We start from the raw sequence: 16632 nt of genomic DNA on the forward strand, positions 1-16632 counted from the left end.
TAAGAAGCTATTCCGATTCAAATTATTAAATCTTGTTTATGAAGCCAATACATTATTTCAACGGTGAATTTTTACATAAAGAAGACATCCATATTTCGGTCGATAATGTGGGCTTCTTAAGAGGGTTTGGGGTTTTTGAATTTTTTAAGGCCAAAGGCTCTTCGCCCATATTTATAGAGGATCACCTGGAAAGGCTCTATCGATCGGCAGCAGGATTAGGCCTCGAGGTGCCTTTGAGTAAAGAGCAGTTCCGCGAGACCGTTAAGCAACTGTTGGTGAAAAATGATATGGCCTATTCTTCGGTTAAAATAGTCTTGAGCGGTGGGCCTTCCACCGATGGGTTTACACCGGGACCTACGGAGGTGCTCATTTTAAATATGCCTTTTGCCGATTTAGACGCCTCGGTTTATGCACAGGGAGTAAGCCTTATGCTTTGCCAATACGAGCGAGACTTTCCGCATATTAAGAGTTTGTACTATGCCAACGCTGTTGCGCTTCAACCAGAGTGGAAGAAGCAAGGGCATATTGATGTGTTGTATTACAAGGGAGAGTATGTTTCGGAAGTGTCGCGCTGCAATGTGTTTATGGTAAAAGACGGGGTGATCAAAACCAATCAGGAAGGAGTGCTTAGCGGAATTACCAGAATGCATGCCATCGAAGCTCTTAAAAATAGGTGGCCCGTAGAAATAGCTCCCTTAAAACTAAAAGAATTGTTAAGTGCCGATGAGGTATTCATTACCAGCACCACAAAGAAAATTCTACCGGTTGTGAAACTTGGAGATCATCAGATTGGTACGGGTTCACCGGGTCTTGTGAGCAAAGCTGCGTTAGACGTCTTCAATGCCTATATAGAAGATCACCTGGCCGGCAATCAGGCAGCGTGCATTTCATAGCCAATTACATCCAGCAACATGTCTACTATTTGCACAGGAATGCGCTTTTCCATTTCCTTGTATCTATAGTTAATCACATGGCCATCTTCAAGCTGAAAGGCTATACGCCCTGTCTGAATTTTATTTTCAAAGATTTGAATCTCCAGAATAGTCTGGTCTATGCCATTGCTGTAGGTGTTGTTGATTCGCCAGGTCACATTATTCCCTATCTCTACCAGCTTGTTAAGCAGGCTACGGACAGTTTCTTTTTTCTCGTGAAATAGCTGAATCATTGCAATAACGTTGATACAATATACTAAGACAACGCTATTTGCAAGGTTAAGTTTGGTAAAATTTACCGGTGTCTGCTCAATCAGTCATCTTCCGGGTAAGGCACAAAAAGAAAGTTGGTAAAGTCGGGCTCCACCACAAAAAGACAACAAAACTCATCGGGGTTTTTATATGCTTTTTTGAAAGCCTCCGCATCTTCTATAAGCTTGCGTTGCACAAACTCATCGATATAGGTGATGTAGTAATTCCAGTTAATGGCCAGGTCTTCTTTGCCAATAAGTTTTTGCCCAATGGCAATGTCTACTTTAGAAATCGGAAATATGGGATACTCCGAAAAGCCTCTTTTTTTCACCTGATAGGCAGCTTCTTTCAAGGTATCGGCCACCACCACAAAGTCTTTGGTAATGGTGCCCAGGTATTTGCCATTCAATTCCGGATCGTTCTGCATAGCGCAAAGTTAAGGCTAAGTGAGCAAGTAGAGAAACCTTAAGTCCAACAAGTATAAATGTGAGGGGGCGAGGCGTATTTCCATGTCATGAGTAAGGCTGACCAGATACGTTTAAAATCCGCTGTGTGCCACCGCTCGTCCTATTCTTCTTTCAGGTATTTTACCGGATTGAGCCGCATGGCCTTGAACAGTTGTGAGTAGATGGTGAGTATGGCAACCACTAAGACACTGGATACGGAGAAAAACATAATGCCCATTCCGAAACTAACATGTTCGGGGTAATTGTTTAACCAACCCTGCATAATCCAATAGGCTACACTTATGCCCGTAACTACTCCCAGAATTAAAAGAAGAAGGTATTTCCCAAGATAAAGCCCGAATATTTTGCGAGCTCGGGCGCCTACTACTTTTCGGATACTTACCTCTTTGAGGCGCTGCCTGATCTGAGTGCCAACAAAGCCCATGAGCCCCATGCATGAAAGCACTATGGCAATAATGCTGCCCCCTCTAGATACTTTCTGAATGTTAGTTTCCAGCTCATACTGATTTGCAATGTCATCTTCCACAAGGGTGTAGTTGAGTGGATAAGGAGCAAACATTTCGTTGTGTATGGCCTCTATCTGTTCCATTAGTGCCTGGTTCATAGCGTCAACTTTCACGTGCGTATCGTAAGTAGTGAGGTAGCCGCCCATATACAGTATCAGTGGTTGAACGGGAGTGTGCAGCGATTCGAAATTAAAGTTCTTTACTACCCCGATAATCGTGGGCTTACTAAAATCGCCATAGCTGAAATTTATGGTAGTACCTACGGCATTTTCCATGCCACGCGCTTTTACAAAGGCCTCATTTACAATGCAGGCCTTGGTGAAGTCTGTGGCTATACCGGGGTCAAAATTTCTGCCTTGCAATAATTCCATGCCCATGGTTTCCAGATAGTCTGTGTCAACCCTGGCATGGCGTACAATAACCTGCTCACCCTCATCGGTTCGATAGTCGGTGCCATTGAAGCCGGAGGCTATGGACACATTTTGTATACCTGAGAGGCCAAGTAAGCGATTCTTGAATGTGTTTTTCAGAGACTCCTCCTCAATAGGTCTGAAAATGCGTACCAGGTTTTCTCCGTTGTAGCCAATGTCATAGTTCAATAAAAAGTTAAGCTGCTTGTTCAGTGTGAGCATACTGGCCAATAAGAAAACAGCTATGCAAAACTGTAGGGTAACCAGCATTTTAGAAAGCAGATTTCTACCGCCCAACCTGGCTTTGCCCTTGAGCCCGGCCACCGTTTTGAAGCGAGAAAGGAGTAAGGCCGGATATAAACCGGCTAGCACGGTGCTGAGCAACATTATGCCTACTCCGCCAAGAAGAAATTTTTGGGAGAAGATGACTGACAACTCATAGCTTTTATTGGCATATGTGGCAAAGGCCGGCATAATTATATAGATAATACCCACCGAAAGAAACAGGGCCAGGAATGACGAAGTAAAGGCTTCGACTACAAACTGTTTGAATATACCGGTTTTCTCAGCACCAAAAACTTTGCGCAAGGCTACTTCTTTGAGCCGAACAAGGTAATTGCCCACGGCAAAGTTGGCGTAGTTTACACAAGCAATTAGCAGGCAAAAAGCTCCTATAATGGCCGTTATAAGTATCATCTGATTATCTCCCCGCGCATTTATGCCATTGCCCGTACGAAGTTCCGGGTTCAAGTGAATGTCCGTAAGTGGCTGAAGCCCCAGGGCCACGTCAGCTTCGAACTCATCGTTCTGCAATAGAATATCGGTCATTTGTTGTTCTACTTCATTCACCGAAACCCCTTCAGCCAGAGTGAAAAAGCAATTCATATTAATGTCGAACCAAATGGTTGTGCGTCTTTGATTGGCCTGTGCCCACAGGCTGAAAGGCATCAGTATTTCGGGCCGTATAGAGGTGTTGCCAGGAAAGTCGCGGTATATACCAATCACCTTAAAGCGTGCTTCCTCGTTGTCTAACACTAAGGTAATTTCATCCGAACTCAGGTCGGCAGGAATGCCGTAGCGCAGGGCGGTGCTTTCGGATATAACCACTGTCGAAGGTTCATTGAAGGTGCCTGCTTCGCCAATTAAGAAGTTTACATCAAATATGTCAAAGAAGTCACCATCGGCATAGTGTGTTACCTGGTTAATGAACTCCCTGTCGATTTTACCCAGAAAGAAGCCGCTTTTGTACCTGCTCGAAAGTTCAATTCCTGCTATCTGTCGAGGCAACTCTTCACCCATAAGATAGGAAGAGCCTGCAAAAACGCTGGGCTTGTCGCCAAAACCCATGGAAGCCTTAATGCGATATGTCCGGTCTGCTTTTTCATAAAACCCATCAAAGGAGTATTCGTCTGTTACAAAGACAAAAGCCAGCCAGCTGATGGCTATGCCTATGGCCAGCCCTAGAATGTTGAGTGTAGAGTAGCCTCTGGTTTTCCATAAAAAACGAAGCCCCGTTTTGAAGTAATTGTGAAGTAGCATGATTCCTGAATGTTGAGTTTTGACCTTAATTTTTACTTGGTGGAAGCTTTTGAAGACTTCCCAGATGTATTTTCTTTTGGCGTAGGCAGACCCCCGCGTTTCATGGCGCCACACAAAAGCCTCATGCAGGTCGCCTTCTACCTCTTCGAGCACCTCGGTTGGGCAAATGCGCTGCAACAGCCTAACGGCCCACTGTGGAGGTTTAGGCAATGCCATAATTGAAAGAGGCTTTGGGAACCTGAGACCACATTTGTGTTCTTCTTTCCTGAATTTCGTGAGCTACTTTGTAGCCGGTGGGCGTGGCTCGGTAGAGCTTTTTGCGTTTTCCTCCCCGTTCCGGGGTGGGTTCGCCAAAGCTTGATTTAACCAGTCCTTTTTTTTCCATGCGCTTAAGCACCATGTGAATGGCCGGTAAAGAGATGGCTTGTTTCATGTGTTCTTCATATACTTTGGCAATCTCTACACCGTGGCTCTCCTCCTGCATGAGTAGAATAATGAGAATGGTTTCTTCCAAGGTACCCAAAGAGTAATCGCTCATATTGTTAACATTTGTTTAAAATATGTCTGACGAATATAATTAACAGATGTTTAAAAAATCAAAATAGTTTGAATGAAGAGGGAAATTTATGTAGTGAACCGATGGATACGCAGGGTAAAGCTTATCGACTCTTGATTCTTTTTTAGCGACAGTGGCATAAGAAGAAAGTGGAGGGTGCCTCCAGGATCGGCTTATTAACCTCCTGGGCCTTTAACCAATTGGCAGGCACAGATGCATAAGCTTAGAAACCCATAAGACACCCTCTGGATCAGACTAGTATTTTAGACAGCCGCCAATGCCTGGTCAATATCCCATTTGAGGTCTTCGATATTTTCAACTCCAATGGAAAGCCTTACCAGCGCATCGGTAATGTTCGATTTTATTCTGTCTTCAATGGGTACTCCGGCATGAGTCATTGAGGCAGGATGCTCTGCCAGTGATTCTGTGCTGCCAAGACTTACGGCCAATTTCATAAGCTTAAGGTTGTTGAGAAAGCGGAATGCCTCTTTCTCTCCTCCTTTAATATCGAAAGAGACCATAGCGCCAGTTCCTTCGCACTGTTGCTCGAAAATTCGCTTTTGGTTCTTGTCTTCTATAGAGCCGAGGTAGTAAACCCTCTCTACCTTAGGGTGTTTCGTCAGAAATTCGGCTACCTCTATGGCATTTTGTTGTTGCAGGTCCATTCGGGCTTTGAGAGTTTCAAGGCTTCGCATTAGTAGCCACCCTGTCCATGGTCCGGCCATATTACCCAGAAAAGTCCGCATGGCTTTTACTTCAGCAATTAAAGCTTTAGAGCCCAGGCAAGCTCCTGCTATTACATCGCTGTGGCCGCCAATGTACTTGGTGGCCGAGTAGAGAACAAAATCTGCTCCGTGTTGCAGCGGGTGTTGCCAAAGCGGCCCCATGTAAGTATTGTCAACAGCAATCAAAGGCTGGTTATCTTCAGAGGCCAGAGCGTTGGAAATTCGTTTGCACATGGCCAGGTCGATCAGCGCATTGGTGGGGTTGGCCGGAGTTTCCACAAAGATCATCTTGAGTTTGGAGGCCAGTCCCCTGTCGCTTATGGCTTTCATTATCTCTTCTTCTTGCTGGTGTGCATCGAAGCCGATGATTTCTATGCCAAAACGGGTTAATATTTCTTCTATAAAATGGCTGGTTCCACCATAAACAGGTTTGCTGTAGAGTAAGGCATCGCCAGGGCTCAGGAAGCCCAGCAGTACAGTGGTAATGGCCGACATGCCACTTTCAAAAACGGCACAATCTTCTGCTTTATCCCACAGCGTGAGCCGGTTCTCTAAAATTTCCAGGTCCGGATTGTTCAGTCGGCTATAAATAAGTCCCAGTTCCTCCGACTCTCCTTTCTCTCGAAGGCCATAGGCTACTTCGAAAAACGACTTGCCTTCTTCGGCATTCTTAAAAACAAAAGTACTGGTTTGAAAAATCGGGCATTTAATGGCTCCTTCAGAAAGGGCCGGCTTATAGCCATAAGACATCATGAGGCTCTCGGGCCTCATGCGTAGTTCGGGTTGTTCCATTTCCATAGTTTGAGATAGAAAATAGATCAAAAATCTTTTTGATGTCAATTGATCAGAAAATATATCTTATTTATATTTCCATTTAAGAAATATTTACTTGATGAGGCTTGGAATAGGTGCCTCAAAAGAAAAAAAATCTTTATGGATGCTATCGATAGGGAAATATTAAAGGCGTTGCAACTTAACGCCAAGCTTACCAACAAGGAGCTGGCTGCCCGATTGGGGCTTACCATTACTCCTGTTCATGAGCGAATCAAAAAATTGGAAAGAGAAGGTTTTATTTCTCATTACTCGGCCATTTTGAACAGTCGGAAAGTGGGACTAGGGCTTGAGGTTTTCTGTAGTGTTTCGCTCAAAGATCATCAAAAGGAATTCATTGAGCAGTTTGAAAAGGATGTGATGGCTCTGGAAGAGGTTATAGAGTGTTACCATATTGGTGGGCGTTTCGATTATCTGCTTAAAGTGGCGGTACATAACATGGAAGCCTACAGAAGTTTTGTTTCACAAAAACTGGCCGAACTCGATAACATAGGCAATGTTCAGAGTTCTTTTGTTATGTCTGAGGTGAAAAAATCGAATAAGCTTCCACTCTAATCTTAATTAGAACCCTAACAAAGCGAGCATGGTGAGGCATTGGCCCTTGGCTACCAATTGCTTTTTGGTGTAGGGTCATAGCGATGCCAGGGCACCTCATTGACCCAGTTGAACCCACGGTTGGTTAAATAGAACCGTGAGAGATCGTAGGTTTTAAGTTGTAAAAACAAGCTGTCTTGCTCCAGAACACCGCGTATCTGCAAGCCATCGTTGAGCTTTTCATAGCGCAGCGGATAGTCTTTGCGCAGCGAGTCGGCTCCAATAGAAATGGTAATGGTTTGGGTGGTAGTGTCTATGGCCGAGCTGTAGAAGCGGGTTCTGTCGTCCATATACATTACCATGGTATTCTGCGGGCTTTCAAAGATCATTCGCTGCCAACGCTCATCATCGGTAAGAAGTGGAGGTATGGTGTCGCCATTCTTAACAAAGGTAATTACATCGTAAAGTCCGTATAGGGCCGATTTAGGCCTGAGTTCTCCGTATTGCGACCTCCCGGAAATCCCCGCTTCAATTCGCTCATAATAGATGTAGCCAATAAAGAGCACCTGAACAATGAGTAGCCCCAATTGTTTCTGAGCCGACTTAAAGAAAGGAGGCCAGGGTGTAACAGCTTGAGGCTTTTGCCAAATGAATACGCCCAAAATGGCTTTATAATCTATAAGAGCGATATAAAGCCCCATGAGCATTAGCTGGGCAGAAAAAAGCTTTACCGGCACATCATAGGCCATGTTGAGCATAAACACATTGAACATTACGCCAAAGGTTACCAGTCCGCCCAGGGTTCGGGTGCGTCTAAAGATTAATAAGGTGCCGGCTATAACCTCGCTCAGCCCTGCATATACCGAGTAGGTTTTGGAGGCCCCCATGAAGGTCCATAAAAGCCCCATGGGAGATGACTGACCATAGGTGCGCAGCAATCTGTCAATTCTCAATTCGGGCATTTGCAGATAAAACACCTTAATGAATCCGTAAATGGCCATAAAATAGACTAAATAATAGACCACCACCATTACAAACACCCTCCAAAGACGGTAGTAGTTCTTTCTGTTCCTATCGGCAAGGCTCCATACAAGGGTGCCCACAATAGCCAATAATAGAAAAAGGCCGTATTGAATCCAGTTTTCGGTTCTGTCTCCGCTGCCGGGGCTGCCATCGGGTAGGCCTTCCATGCCTAGCAAGGAGGTAGCCACCTGTTCGGCACACCAGGTCCAGAAGTCTGAAAAGGCCTGTGCGAGTGTAAACTCATTGAAAAATCCCAGTATAGTAGAAAAGGGAAAGGGTAGAATAAAGAGCAAAAAGAAGATAAAAGTAAACCTAAAGCTTACTTTTTGGATGGGAGACCAGGCCTGAGGAAGGTACATAAGCTATTCGTTAAAAAAGGTAATGGGCTTGCCTACTTAGATCATCTGAACGTAGCCCCATTGTACCTGCCGCTAGCCGCAAATAGCCAATGGTGAAGACACCAATGTGGGTCAGGCATGAAAGTCTACCACAGAAGACTTAACTAAGTTACCAAAAGGTGAAAATAAAAATACCTAATCCTCTAATTGACCGAAACACAAAAAAAGCAAGTTTCCAATATGTTTGTTAGCTTTAGTTAACCACAACCACCCATGAAAAAGGAAAGCAACTTTAAGAAGTTTCGTTATTTTTTGGCCGAACTACTTATACTAATAATTGGCATAACGGCCTCGTTTGCACTCAATGAATTTAGAGTAAACAAGCAGGAGCAACGGCAACAAAAAGACTTGCTTAAGAGCTTTAAGGCCAATTTGGTAGTAGATAGTACCATTCTGCACCAAGGCATTAAGCAGTTGGAAGGTCAGCTAAAAAACGCTCAAAAGCTGCTCGTTAATACCCCTACAGAATATTCCGACTCCACGGTGGTATGGGTGGTTTCTTTACTCAACTACGTACCGTTCAGCAGTAACGACATTACCTATCAGGAAATGAAGAGTGTGGGTTCTACACGAATCATCGGCAACGACTCCCTAACCGCTAAGATTATCGGCTTGTATGAAAATGGTTTTGAGTTGGTAAATACCTGGACTGACATAGACTCTGAGCATGTGAGGCTAAAGATGATTTCGTATGTAGAAGAACAGTTTCCCTTTGTCTTAGGCTTTCAGTACGGGCGTGCAGCAGCAAGCACTCAAAGAGAGTTTCTTCGGGCAGTGCAGGCCGATAAGTTCAAACATCTGATACAGTTTGGGGCATCTTACAAGGCCAGTACCAAATACAGCTTTGAGCAGGTGCTCGAAGATATTCGTGAAACCCTGGCCCTGATAGACGAAGAACTGGCTATTTCCCAAAAATCTTCTGATCCAGAGAGTACTTCCCGGGGCCTGTAATGAGAATGGTTAGAAAGGAAAGTAGGTAAAAGACCGCTTTCTCCTGAGAGCTAAACGGGTCATCGGCATGAGCCACTTGCCAGGCCACCAGCATGGTAACGATTAGCGGAATTGCCGCTAGCCGTGTGGTTAGGCCGAGTATCACCAATACGGAGCATACAAATTCGGCAAAGGCGGCCAAAATTAAAGAAGCCTCCACGCCTATGCCTAGCGGGTCTCCAAAGCGAAAATCTCCATTAATTACACGTTCAAACTTACCCCATCCGTGGGTAATCATCATGGCCGAAGCACCCACTCTAAAGAGGAGTAGACCAATGTTTATTGAGGCAGAGTGTTTGCCGGTTCTGAGTAGTCTTTTGAGCATATCTCGCTTTTTTTTCGAGAATAGCCCATCCGGACATTATTTGCAATACTCATTTATATATTCGGTAGCCAGCGGGTCTTTTAGCTCATCGCCCATCTTAAAGTCTTCACAGGCTCCTGTCAAACCATACTTTTTCGACTGATATTTGGCCATACCTCTTCGTGTGTAGGCTTCGGCATATTTTGGGTTAAGTTCAATGGCTTTATTAAAAGTTTCTATGGCAGCTTCGTAATTTTCATAGACAAAAAATACCATGGCTTTATTAAAATAGGGTATGGGCAAGGTTGGGTCCAGCCGAATGGCACGGTCAAAATCTACAATGGCAGCACTGCCTGCAGAACCTCGGGCATAGGCAGCTCCCCGGCTAATAATGGCCTGTACGTTTTGTGGATCCTCATCAATTACCCTGGTTAAATCGGCAATGGCGCTACGGTTTTTACCCAACTTTACATACGAGCGCCCTCTCAACTCCAGGGCCTCCATATTGTTCGGATCTCCTTTAAGCAAGGTGTTCATATCGAATACTACATACTCATATTTCTCCATTTCAAACAGGCATCTGGAACGGCCAAGCATACTCAGGCGGGTGTTTTTCTGACGATTCACCAGAAGTGTGTAATCGTCATAGGCTTCATCGTACAGGCCTAATTTTTCTTTGGCAGTGGCACGGTTAAAGATCGAAAAAGCATCTTCCGGCTCAAGCCTTATCACCCGATCATAAGTTGCAACGGCTGCTTCGTACATTCCTTGTTGAAGGTACTCATCTGCTTCTTCTCTCGTAGCCGACATATCGCAGGAGAGGGTGATCAACAAAAGAGTTAGGTAAGTAACTAATGATTTAGTGCGCATATACAAATAAACTAAAACATTAGTTTTTTCAATAAAAAAATCAAGAAAAAATTGACATTGGCAGGTGTGGGCGGTGGGGCTTAATAGCTGCCGTGATATTTACGGGTAAACCATTCCAGCGAAAATAGGGCAAGCAGCAGGTATAGCCACCACGGGTTGTTAATGATTGGGTTGAGCTTTTCGTTAGCCCTCGATATTGGCCGCGCATCGAGTTCATCGATCTGCCGCAGGGCATCTTCGTAGTTCGCCAGCAGATAAAACCGGCCTCCCGAATTTTTGGCAATATTCCTTAGTAGCTGATGATTGGCCGTTAGGTCTATATCTTCCAACTGCAGGGCCTGCACGGAAAAAGTGCCCTCGGCTGTTTCTCGCTTGCCGGCCAGACTGGTGTTGGCCGTATAGCGATATACGCCCGGCTCCAGCCCTCTTATTTTAAAATTTTCGGTTGGGGAGTTCACAAAATTATACTCTTCCGTTTCGCCTGCCGCATTGGTTAGTTGCAGGTCTATGCTGTAGTCATACACCTTTTCATACAGCTGATTATATACTTCTGTATTGAACTCAATCACTTCCGTGTTGAAGTAGCTCTCTTGGGTGGTGTTAATGCGAAAGTTGCGTTTATCGTCCTTAGTGGCTAAAAACTGAATCAACTTTCCAAACAATTCATCAAACAACTTACTCTCTTCGAACTGACCGTTTTCCTGAAGACGCCACTTCCAAAAGCCCGCCCCCGAAAAAACGGCCGACTTGGTATCGTCCCCATTGAGCACAGTAAGCAATGGGCGGCTGGTTTGCGCACTGCCAACTTTCTGATAGAGATAAACACTTGCATTGGCTTTTATTTCAAAATTGCCATATGGAGCTCTCACAGGTGGATAGTTACCGGCACGGTAGAGCAGTTCCTGGTTTATGTTAAAGAGTTCAAAATTGGGGTTAAAGTTAGGCGATACAGCGTCTGACTGACCGAAGTTGTTATAGGCCAACACCGGATTGAGCGCATTCACCGTGTTAAGGTCTTCAACTCCGGTAATATAAAAGGTGTTGGTTTGGCTTATCCAGGCACTCAACCAATTGGGCATATCAGTTATTTGGGGCAGTTGGTGTAAAACAATCAGGTCGTACGGCCCTTCGGGAGTTTCTTGTGCTATTCCCTCAATAAAAACATCAACCTCAACCCCCTCTTTGCTTTCTATAACCGCTCGCAGTGCTTTGATATCGGGGTGCGGTGCGGCAGCCGCAATTAAAATGCGTTGTTCACTGTCAACCACTTCAATAAATGCTGTGCGAGAATTGTTACTCACTGAGCTTTCATTTGCCTTGGGGCGTACAGAAACCCTGTAGCTTTCAATGCCCAATGTTTCGGCATCTAGTAAAAATGAAACAGTATTAATCTCCTGATCGCCTCTTATAGTTACCGATTTACTTTCTACCACCTGCTCATTGCGCAACACATCAACAAAAACCTCCTCACCCACATAGCCATTGTTGTATAGATCCACCTCTAAGGGGAAGCGGTTGCCCTGATAGGCTATTTTGTTATAGTTGAGTCGCTTGATGCTCAAATCCTGCTCAGGAATGGTATCGCCAAGGGCCAGGCTAAACACAGGGTAATTGAGGGTAAGAAACTGAGGAGAACTGCCATAGTTGTGTATACCATCACTCACCAATACTGTGGCCGTAAGGTTCTGTTGTTCAAAGTCTTGTCTTATTCCTTGCAGTACTCCATGCAGGTTGGTGGATTCTGCCGAAAAGGAAAGCTCTTCTATGCCACCTAAGTAGCCGTTTAAGCCCCTAAGCCGAACATCATAGTCACTTTGGTTTAGGATGTTAAACAAAGATTCTATCTGGTTTCTTATGCTTGTAAAATCGGTCGAATCATAAGCATCTTTTATGGAAGCAGAATCATCGATGGCCACAACTACAATTGGCTTTTCTTCCAGATAGGTCACCTGATTGAGCAGGGGCCCCAGAAGAAAAAAGCAGATTAAAGCCACGGCAGCCGCTCTAAGAATCAAGAGTGCGTAGTTAATGCTCCTGCTCCAGGGGCTTTTTTTGGAATAAAGGATAAAGCCATAGCTAAACCCCGCTATCAGACAAAGCGGAATGAACCACGGAGAAGCGTCTGTCTGTAAGGTGACTTTACTCAGAAATAGCAGAAGACTACGCAATGGCTTTTAGTATGGAATGAAAATCGGTTGATGCCATAATAACGCATTCGAGCGAAATTTGGTCATCAACCGATGATGAAAATTGCAATGATTTGATAAGCGGTGCTTAGGTGAGCATACCTCCGTCAACCACCAATGTCTGGCCGGTTACATATGCCGATAGATCAGAAGCCAGGTATAGACAAGCATTAGCCACATCTTCCGGACTACCACCTCGCTTAAGAGGAATGGCGTCTCTCCAGCCCTGAACAGTTTTTTCGTCAAGTGCGTCAGTCATTTCTGTTTCTATGAAACCCGGGGCCACAGCATTGGAGCGTACTCCTCTGGAACCAAGCTCAAGAGCAACAGATTTGGTAAAACCTATAATTCCTGCTTTGGAAGCCGCATAGTTAGCCTGTCCGGCATTGCCCTTTATGCCCACCACAGAAGTGATATTAATAATAGAACCACCCCTTTGTTTCATTAGTGTTCGGGTAGCTGCTTTAACCGTATTGAAGCAAGATTTTAGGTTCACGTTCATTACCTCGTCCCACATCTCTTCGGTCATTCGCATCAACAGGTTATCTCTGGTAATTCCCGCATTGTTCACAATTACATTGAGGCTGCCAAATTCAGCTACAATATCATTCACCAGTTGCTCTGCAGCAGCAAACTCCGCGGCATTCGATCGGAAGCCCTTAATCTTGGTGCCAAAAGCAGCAAGCTCTTGTTCAAGTGCCTGTCCTTTTTCTACGCTAGATAAGTAGGTAAAAGCCACATTGGCGCCTTCCTGAGCAAATTTTGTAGCAATGGCTTTCCCAATGCCTTTCGATGCTCCGGTTACCAGAGCCGTTTTTCCAGTTAATAAACCCATAGTGTATTTGTTATCAATTTTTTTTCAAAAAATGTTCTTGTCAGTTTAGAGTTTCAAATAAAGCCAAAAGCCTTTACTCCTCCAATTTCCTGGTTTTGATGTGACTGGATTTGGATTAACTTTGCCCTTCCCAAAAACAGGTAAAGTAAAATTATGGCAACAAAGTACGACTTAATAGTTATTGGAAGTGGACCGGGCGGTTATGTGGCAGCAATCAGAGCCTCGCAACTCGGCATGAAAGTAGGTGTGGTAGAAAAAGCAGAACTGGGCGGAATTTGTTTGAACTGGGGCTGTATTCCCACAAAAGCACTGCTCAAAAGTGCTCAGGTATTCGAATATATTCAGCATGCCAGCGACTACGGAATTAAGGTAGATAAAGCCTCTGCCGATTTTGGAGCCATGGTGCAAAGAAGTCGTGATGTTGCCAATGGTATGAGCAAAGGGATCAACTTCCTTTTCAAGAAAAATAAAATTGATCATATAGTAGGTTTCGGAAAGCTCAAAGCCGGAAAGAAAGTAGAAGTAACAGCCGAAGACGGGTCCAAGACTGACTACTCTGCCGAGCATATAATTGTAGCCACCGGAGGCCGTGCAAGAGAATTGCCCCACATGCCAATCGATGGCAAGAAAATTATTGGCTACCGTCAGGCTATGTCTTTAGAAAAACAGCCAAAATCTATGGTGGTAGTTGGTTCAGGAGCTATTGGGGTAGAGTTTGCCTACTTCTATAACTCCATTGGCACTGAAGTAACCATTGTTGAGTATATGGATCGAATTGTTCCGGTAGAAGATGAAGAAGTATCGAAACAACTCGAAAGAACCTATAAAAAGGCAGGCATGAAGATCATGACCAATGCCGAAGTAACGGCCGTAGATACCAAAGGAAAAACTTGCAAAGTTTCGGTGAAAACCAAGAAAGGTGACGAGACTCTTGAGTGCGATGTGGTACTTTCAGCCGTAGGTATAAGCACAAATATTGAAGGCATTGGTCTGGAAGATGTAGGTGTGGCTACCGATAAAGGTAAAATTCTGGTAGACGACTATTACAAAACCAACATTCCCGGAGTATATGCCATTGGCGATGTAGTGCATGGGCCAGCTCTGGCACACGTAGCTTCGGCCGAAGGAATTATTTGTGTCGAAAAAATTGCCGGTCAACACGTAGAACCTTTGGATTACAACAACATTCCGGGTTGTACATATTGCCAGCCCGAAATTGCCTCTGTAGGCTATACTGAAAAAGCAGCTAAGGAAGCCGGTTATGAAGTGAAAGTGGGCAAATTCCCATTCTCTGCTTCAGGTAAGGCCAAGGCAGGAGGAGTGCCCGATGGTTTTGTAAAAGTGATTTTCGATGCCAAATACGGTGAGTGGCTGGGAGCCCACATGATTGGCGCCAACGTAACCGAAATGATTGCCGAAGTGGTAGCTGCCAGAAAGCTGGAAACTACAGGTCATGAGATCATTAAATCGGTACACCCTCACCCAACCATGTCTGAGGCCGTTATGGAAGCCACCGCAGCAGCTTATGACGAAGTAATTCACCTTTAATTCATGAAGTAAATCAAAGCCACTCCCCAACATATGGAAGAAAGTGAACTGGTGCTTCGGCTGAAGGATCGGGACAAAAATGCCATGGCTTATCTTTATGATAAGTACAGCGCAGCACTTTTGGGGGTGGCTTCAAGAATTATAAAAGATGATGACATCTCTGAAGAAGTTCTTCAGGATGTCTTCATGAAAATTTGGAATAAAATCGATCAGTACGATGCTTCCAGAGGTAGGTTCTTTACCTGGATGATGAACCTTACCCGGAATGCCGCTATCGATAAACTGCGGTCGAAAGAAATTTCCAGGTCGTCTAAAACCGACTCAATGGATGACTACGTATATAGAGTCGACAGCCGCAACAGCACCGAAATGCACACCGATGGAATAGGGGTGCGTGCCTTATTAAACGACTTGGTAGAAGAACAGAAGTTCATTCTGGAGAAGGTATATTTCGAAGGGTTCACTCACACAGAAATTGCTGAAGAATATGACATACCTTTAGGTACTGTTAAATCCAGGCTGCGCTCTGCCCTAAAACATATGAGAAAAAAGCTGGCTTAGCCGTGAATATAGAAGAATACATATCGTCAGGAATACTTGAGGCCTACGCGCTCAACGAGCTCTCTGCAAAGGAAATGAGAGAAGTGGAGGCTGTTATGGCCAGGTATCCGGAAGTGAAAGCCGAGCTCAACGCTATTGAGAAGGCTTTTGAAGATATGGCTATGGCTACTCAGGTGGCTCCCAAACCTGAAATGAAAAAGGCTATTCTCGATAAAATCGATGAGCAGACTGCGCCTTCTGCAGAACAACCGACAACCCGGCAGGATACTCCAAAAGTAGTTTCCTTACCAGCCTCCCAGGGCTGGAAGTATGCAGTAGCAGCTTCGCTTGTGTTGGCTTTGGTAAGCGGTTATCTGGCCATTGACTACCGCAGCAAGTGGAAGTCGAGCAGCCAGGCCTATGCCCAATTACTGGCCAGTAACTCGCAGATGGCCGAACAGTACAATCAGGTCAATCAAAAGCTCGATCAGCTGGAGACAGATTTCGGAATTTTGAGCAATCCCAACTTCAGAAGAATTGGTATGGCAGGCACTGACAATGCCAAAGAGGCTTATGCCGATGTATACTGGAACGAAACCACTGAAGAGCTCTATCTGAATATAGTCAACCTGCAAGAGTTGGCTGCCGACAAGCAGTATCAGCTCTGGGCTATAGTAGACGGTCAGCCGGTAGATGCCGGGGTGTTCGATTGGAATGCTGAGGGCTTGGTGAAAATGAAGCGTATTGCTCAATCGGCTGCTTTTGCCGTAACGGTAGAGCCCAAGGGAGGGAGCGAAAGTCCTTCGTTGGAAACCATGCAGGTATTGGGCAATGTAAAGAAGTCTTAGGTTGCTTTAGCCATCTCCACCCACTTTAAAACTTTTCCTGTTTTATCCATCTTCCAGAGAAAGTGATTCGTCAACCCGTGGGAGTCGTTTAGAGCTAAAGAGGAACGAGACAGAGTTTCCTCATGCAGTACCTTACCACATACATTGGAGTCTTCACCAAATGGCTTACTTCAACTGCAGTTTGTAGCGGATTGCGCATGCAGGCTAAATAGGTAGAGATGTTATTAAAATAACCTGAGTTCGATGTACGAAAAGAACGTCATACCGGAAAAACAGGCCTTAAACTCTCAAAAAGGGCTGTTTTTCCGGTATCTCAACCGAGCCTAAATGAGATTGCG

At 44.8% G+C, this 16632-nt stretch carries 16 protein-coding genes; 6 read left to right on the plus strand and 10 right to left on the minus strand.

Annotated elements, in window-relative coordinates:
• The first annotated feature begins 38 nt into the window (after positions 1 to 38).
• Complete coding sequence (locus B3763_RS13185) at positions 39 to 893, plus strand: aminotransferase class IV (protein ID WP_286747147.1); 855 nt, start codon at positions 39 to 41, stop codon at positions 891 to 893.
• Here the strand turns inward: B3763_RS13185 and B3763_RS13190 are convergent.
• The 5 genes from B3763_RS13190 to B3763_RS13210 all read right to left on the minus strand — a co-directional run bounded on the left by B3763_RS13190 (position 872) and on the right by B3763_RS13210 (position 6179).
• A complete protein-coding gene (locus tag B3763_RS13190) occupies positions 872 to 1165 on the minus strand; it encodes a hypothetical protein (protein ID WP_286747150.1) in 294 nt (97 codons plus the stop codon). The two genes, B3763_RS13185 and B3763_RS13190, sit on opposite strands and share 22 nt — an antisense overlap.
• Positions 1166 to 1245: 80 nt before the next feature.
• Entirely contained in the window at positions 1246 to 1611 is a 366-nt protein-coding gene (locus B3763_RS13195) for a hypothetical protein (RefSeq protein ID WP_189628309.1), read from the minus strand.
• A gap of 140 nt (positions 1612 to 1751) precedes the next feature.
• A complete protein-coding gene (locus B3763_RS13200; RefSeq protein ID WP_286747153.1) occupies positions 1752 to 4322 on the minus strand; it encodes an ABC transporter permease in 2571 nt (856 codons plus the stop codon).
• Positions 4309 to 4644 carry a PadR family transcriptional regulator gene (locus B3763_RS13205; protein ID WP_189628307.1) on the minus strand — a complete coding sequence of 112 codons (336 nt, stop codon included), beginning with the start codon at positions 4642 to 4644 and terminating at the stop codon, positions 4309 to 4311. The genes B3763_RS13200 and B3763_RS13205 overlap by 14 nt, the downstream gene beginning before the upstream one ends.
• Positions 4645 to 4925: 281 nt before the next feature.
• The gene (locus tag B3763_RS13210; RefSeq protein ID WP_189628306.1) at positions 4926 to 6179 is read right to left on the minus strand and encodes a cystathionine gamma-synthase family protein; all 1254 of its coding nucleotides are present in this window, start codon (positions 6177 to 6179) and stop codon (positions 4926 to 4928) included.
• Between the two features lie 141 nt (positions 6180 to 6320).
• Between B3763_RS13210 and B3763_RS13215 the strand changes: the two genes are divergently transcribed.
• Positions 6321 to 6773, plus strand: a complete 453-nt coding sequence (locus tag B3763_RS13215; RefSeq protein ID WP_189628305.1) for an Lrp/AsnC family transcriptional regulator — start codon at positions 6321 to 6323, stop codon at positions 6771 to 6773.
• A gap of 50 nt (positions 6774 to 6823) precedes the next feature.
• Here B3763_RS13215 and B3763_RS13220 read toward each other — a convergent pair whose 3' ends face one another.
• A complete protein-coding gene (locus B3763_RS13220) occupies positions 6824 to 8134 on the minus strand; it encodes a hypothetical protein (protein ID WP_286747157.1) in 1311 nt (436 codons plus the stop codon).
• A gap of 252 nt (positions 8135 to 8386) precedes the next feature.
• On the opposite strand from B3763_RS13220, the gene B3763_RS13225 reads away from it, so the two are divergent.
• The gene (locus B3763_RS13225; RefSeq protein WP_286747159.1) at positions 8387 to 9124 is read left to right on the plus strand and encodes a hypothetical protein; all 738 of its coding nucleotides are present in this window, start codon (positions 8387 to 8389) and stop codon (positions 9122 to 9124) included.
• Here B3763_RS13225 and B3763_RS13230 read toward each other — a convergent pair.
• The 4 genes from B3763_RS13230 to fabG form a co-directional block, all read right to left on the minus strand.
• Complete coding sequence (locus B3763_RS13230; RefSeq protein ID WP_189628302.1) at positions 9075 to 9488, minus strand: DoxX family protein; 414 nt, start codon at positions 9486 to 9488, stop codon at positions 9075 to 9077. The genes B3763_RS13225 and B3763_RS13230 overlap by 50 nt on opposite strands.
• A 36-nt stretch (positions 9489 to 9524) precedes the next feature.
• The gene (locus B3763_RS13235) at positions 9525 to 10337 is read right to left on the minus strand and encodes a tetratricopeptide repeat protein (protein WP_286747162.1); all 813 of its coding nucleotides are present in this window, start codon (positions 10335 to 10337) and stop codon (positions 9525 to 9527) included.
• Between the two features lie 80 nt (positions 10338 to 10417).
• Positions 10418 to 12505 (minus strand): hypothetical protein, encoded by a 2088-nt coding sequence (locus B3763_RS13240; protein WP_286747164.1) that lies wholly within the window; start codon positions 12503 to 12505, stop codon positions 10418 to 10420.
• A 106-nt stretch (positions 12506 to 12611) separates the two neighbouring features.
• A complete protein-coding gene (gene fabG, locus B3763_RS13245; protein WP_286747166.1) occupies positions 12612 to 13358 on the minus strand; it encodes a 3-oxoacyl-[acyl-carrier-protein] reductase in 747 nt (248 codons plus the stop codon).
• Positions 13359 to 13511: 153 nt separating this feature from the next.
• Here fabG and lpdA point away from each other — a divergent pair, with 153 nt between their 5' ends.
• Genes lpdA through B3763_RS13260 form a run of 3 tightly spaced genes read left to right on the plus strand, consistent with a single transcriptional unit; the run spans position 13512 to position 16294 of the window.
• Entirely contained in the window at positions 13512 to 14906 is a 1395-nt protein-coding gene (gene lpdA / locus B3763_RS13250) for a dihydrolipoyl dehydrogenase (protein ID WP_189628298.1), read from the plus strand.
• Between the two features lie 33 nt (positions 14907 to 14939).
• A complete protein-coding gene (locus B3763_RS13255; RefSeq protein WP_189628297.1) occupies positions 14940 to 15467 on the plus strand; it encodes an RNA polymerase sigma factor in 528 nt (175 codons plus the stop codon).
• Between the two features lie 2 nt (positions 15468 to 15469).
• Positions 15470 to 16294: an anti-sigma factor gene (locus B3763_RS13260; protein WP_286747170.1), complete on the plus strand. Its 825-nt coding sequence runs from the start codon at positions 15470 to 15472 to the stop codon at positions 16292 to 16294.
• Positions 16295 to 16632 lie beyond the last annotated feature (338 nt).

The sequence above is a fragment of the Roseivirga sp. UBA1976 genome (assembly GCF_002336325.1).
Lineage (GTDB): Bacteria > Bacteroidota > Bacteroidia > Cytophagales > Cyclobacteriaceae > Roseivirga > Roseivirga thermotolerans.

Coding starts and splice junctions, on each gene's coding strand:
- B3763_RS13185 (WP_286747147.1), top strand. CDS start 39: ATGAAGCCAATACATTATTTCAACGGTGAATTTTTACATAAAGAAGAC.
- B3763_RS13190 (WP_286747150.1), bottom strand. CDS start 1,165: ATGATTCAGCTATTTCACGAGAAAAAAGAAACTGTCCGTAGCCTGCTT.
- B3763_RS13195 (WP_189628309.1), bottom strand. CDS start 1,611: ATGCAGAACGATCCGGAATTGAATGGCAAATACCTGGGCACCATTACC.
- B3763_RS13200 (WP_286747153.1), bottom strand. CDS start 4,322: ATGGCATTGCCTAAACCTCCACAGTGGGCCGTTAGGCTGTTGCAGCGC.
- B3763_RS13205 (WP_189628307.1), bottom strand. CDS start 4,644: ATGAGCGATTACTCTTTGGGTACCTTGGAAGAAACCATTCTCATTATT.
- B3763_RS13210 (WP_189628306.1), bottom strand. CDS start 6,179: ATGGAACAACCCGAACTACGCATGAGGCCCGAGAGCCTCATGATGTCT.
- B3763_RS13215 (WP_189628305.1), top strand. CDS start 6,321: ATGGATGCTATCGATAGGGAAATATTAAAGGCGTTGCAACTTAACGCC.
- B3763_RS13220 (WP_286747157.1), bottom strand. CDS start 8,134: ATGTACCTTCCTCAGGCCTGGTCTCCCATCCAAAAAGTAAGCTTTAGG.
- B3763_RS13225 (WP_286747159.1), top strand. CDS start 8,387: ATGAAAAAGGAAAGCAACTTTAAGAAGTTTCGTTATTTTTTGGCCGAA.
- B3763_RS13230 (WP_189628302.1), bottom strand. CDS start 9,488: ATGCTCAAAAGACTACTCAGAACCGGCAAACACTCTGCCTCAATAAAC.
- B3763_RS13235 (WP_286747162.1), bottom strand. CDS start 10,337: ATGCGCACTAAATCATTAGTTACTTACCTAACTCTTTTGTTGATCACC.
- fabG (WP_286747166.1), bottom strand. CDS start 13,358: ATGGGTTTATTAACTGGAAAAACGGCTCTGGTAACCGGAGCATCGAAA.
- lpdA (WP_189628298.1), top strand. CDS start 13,512: ATGGCAACAAAGTACGACTTAATAGTTATTGGAAGTGGACCGGGCGGT.
- B3763_RS13255 (WP_189628297.1), top strand. CDS start 14,940: ATGGAAGAAAGTGAACTGGTGCTTCGGCTGAAGGATCGGGACAAAAAT.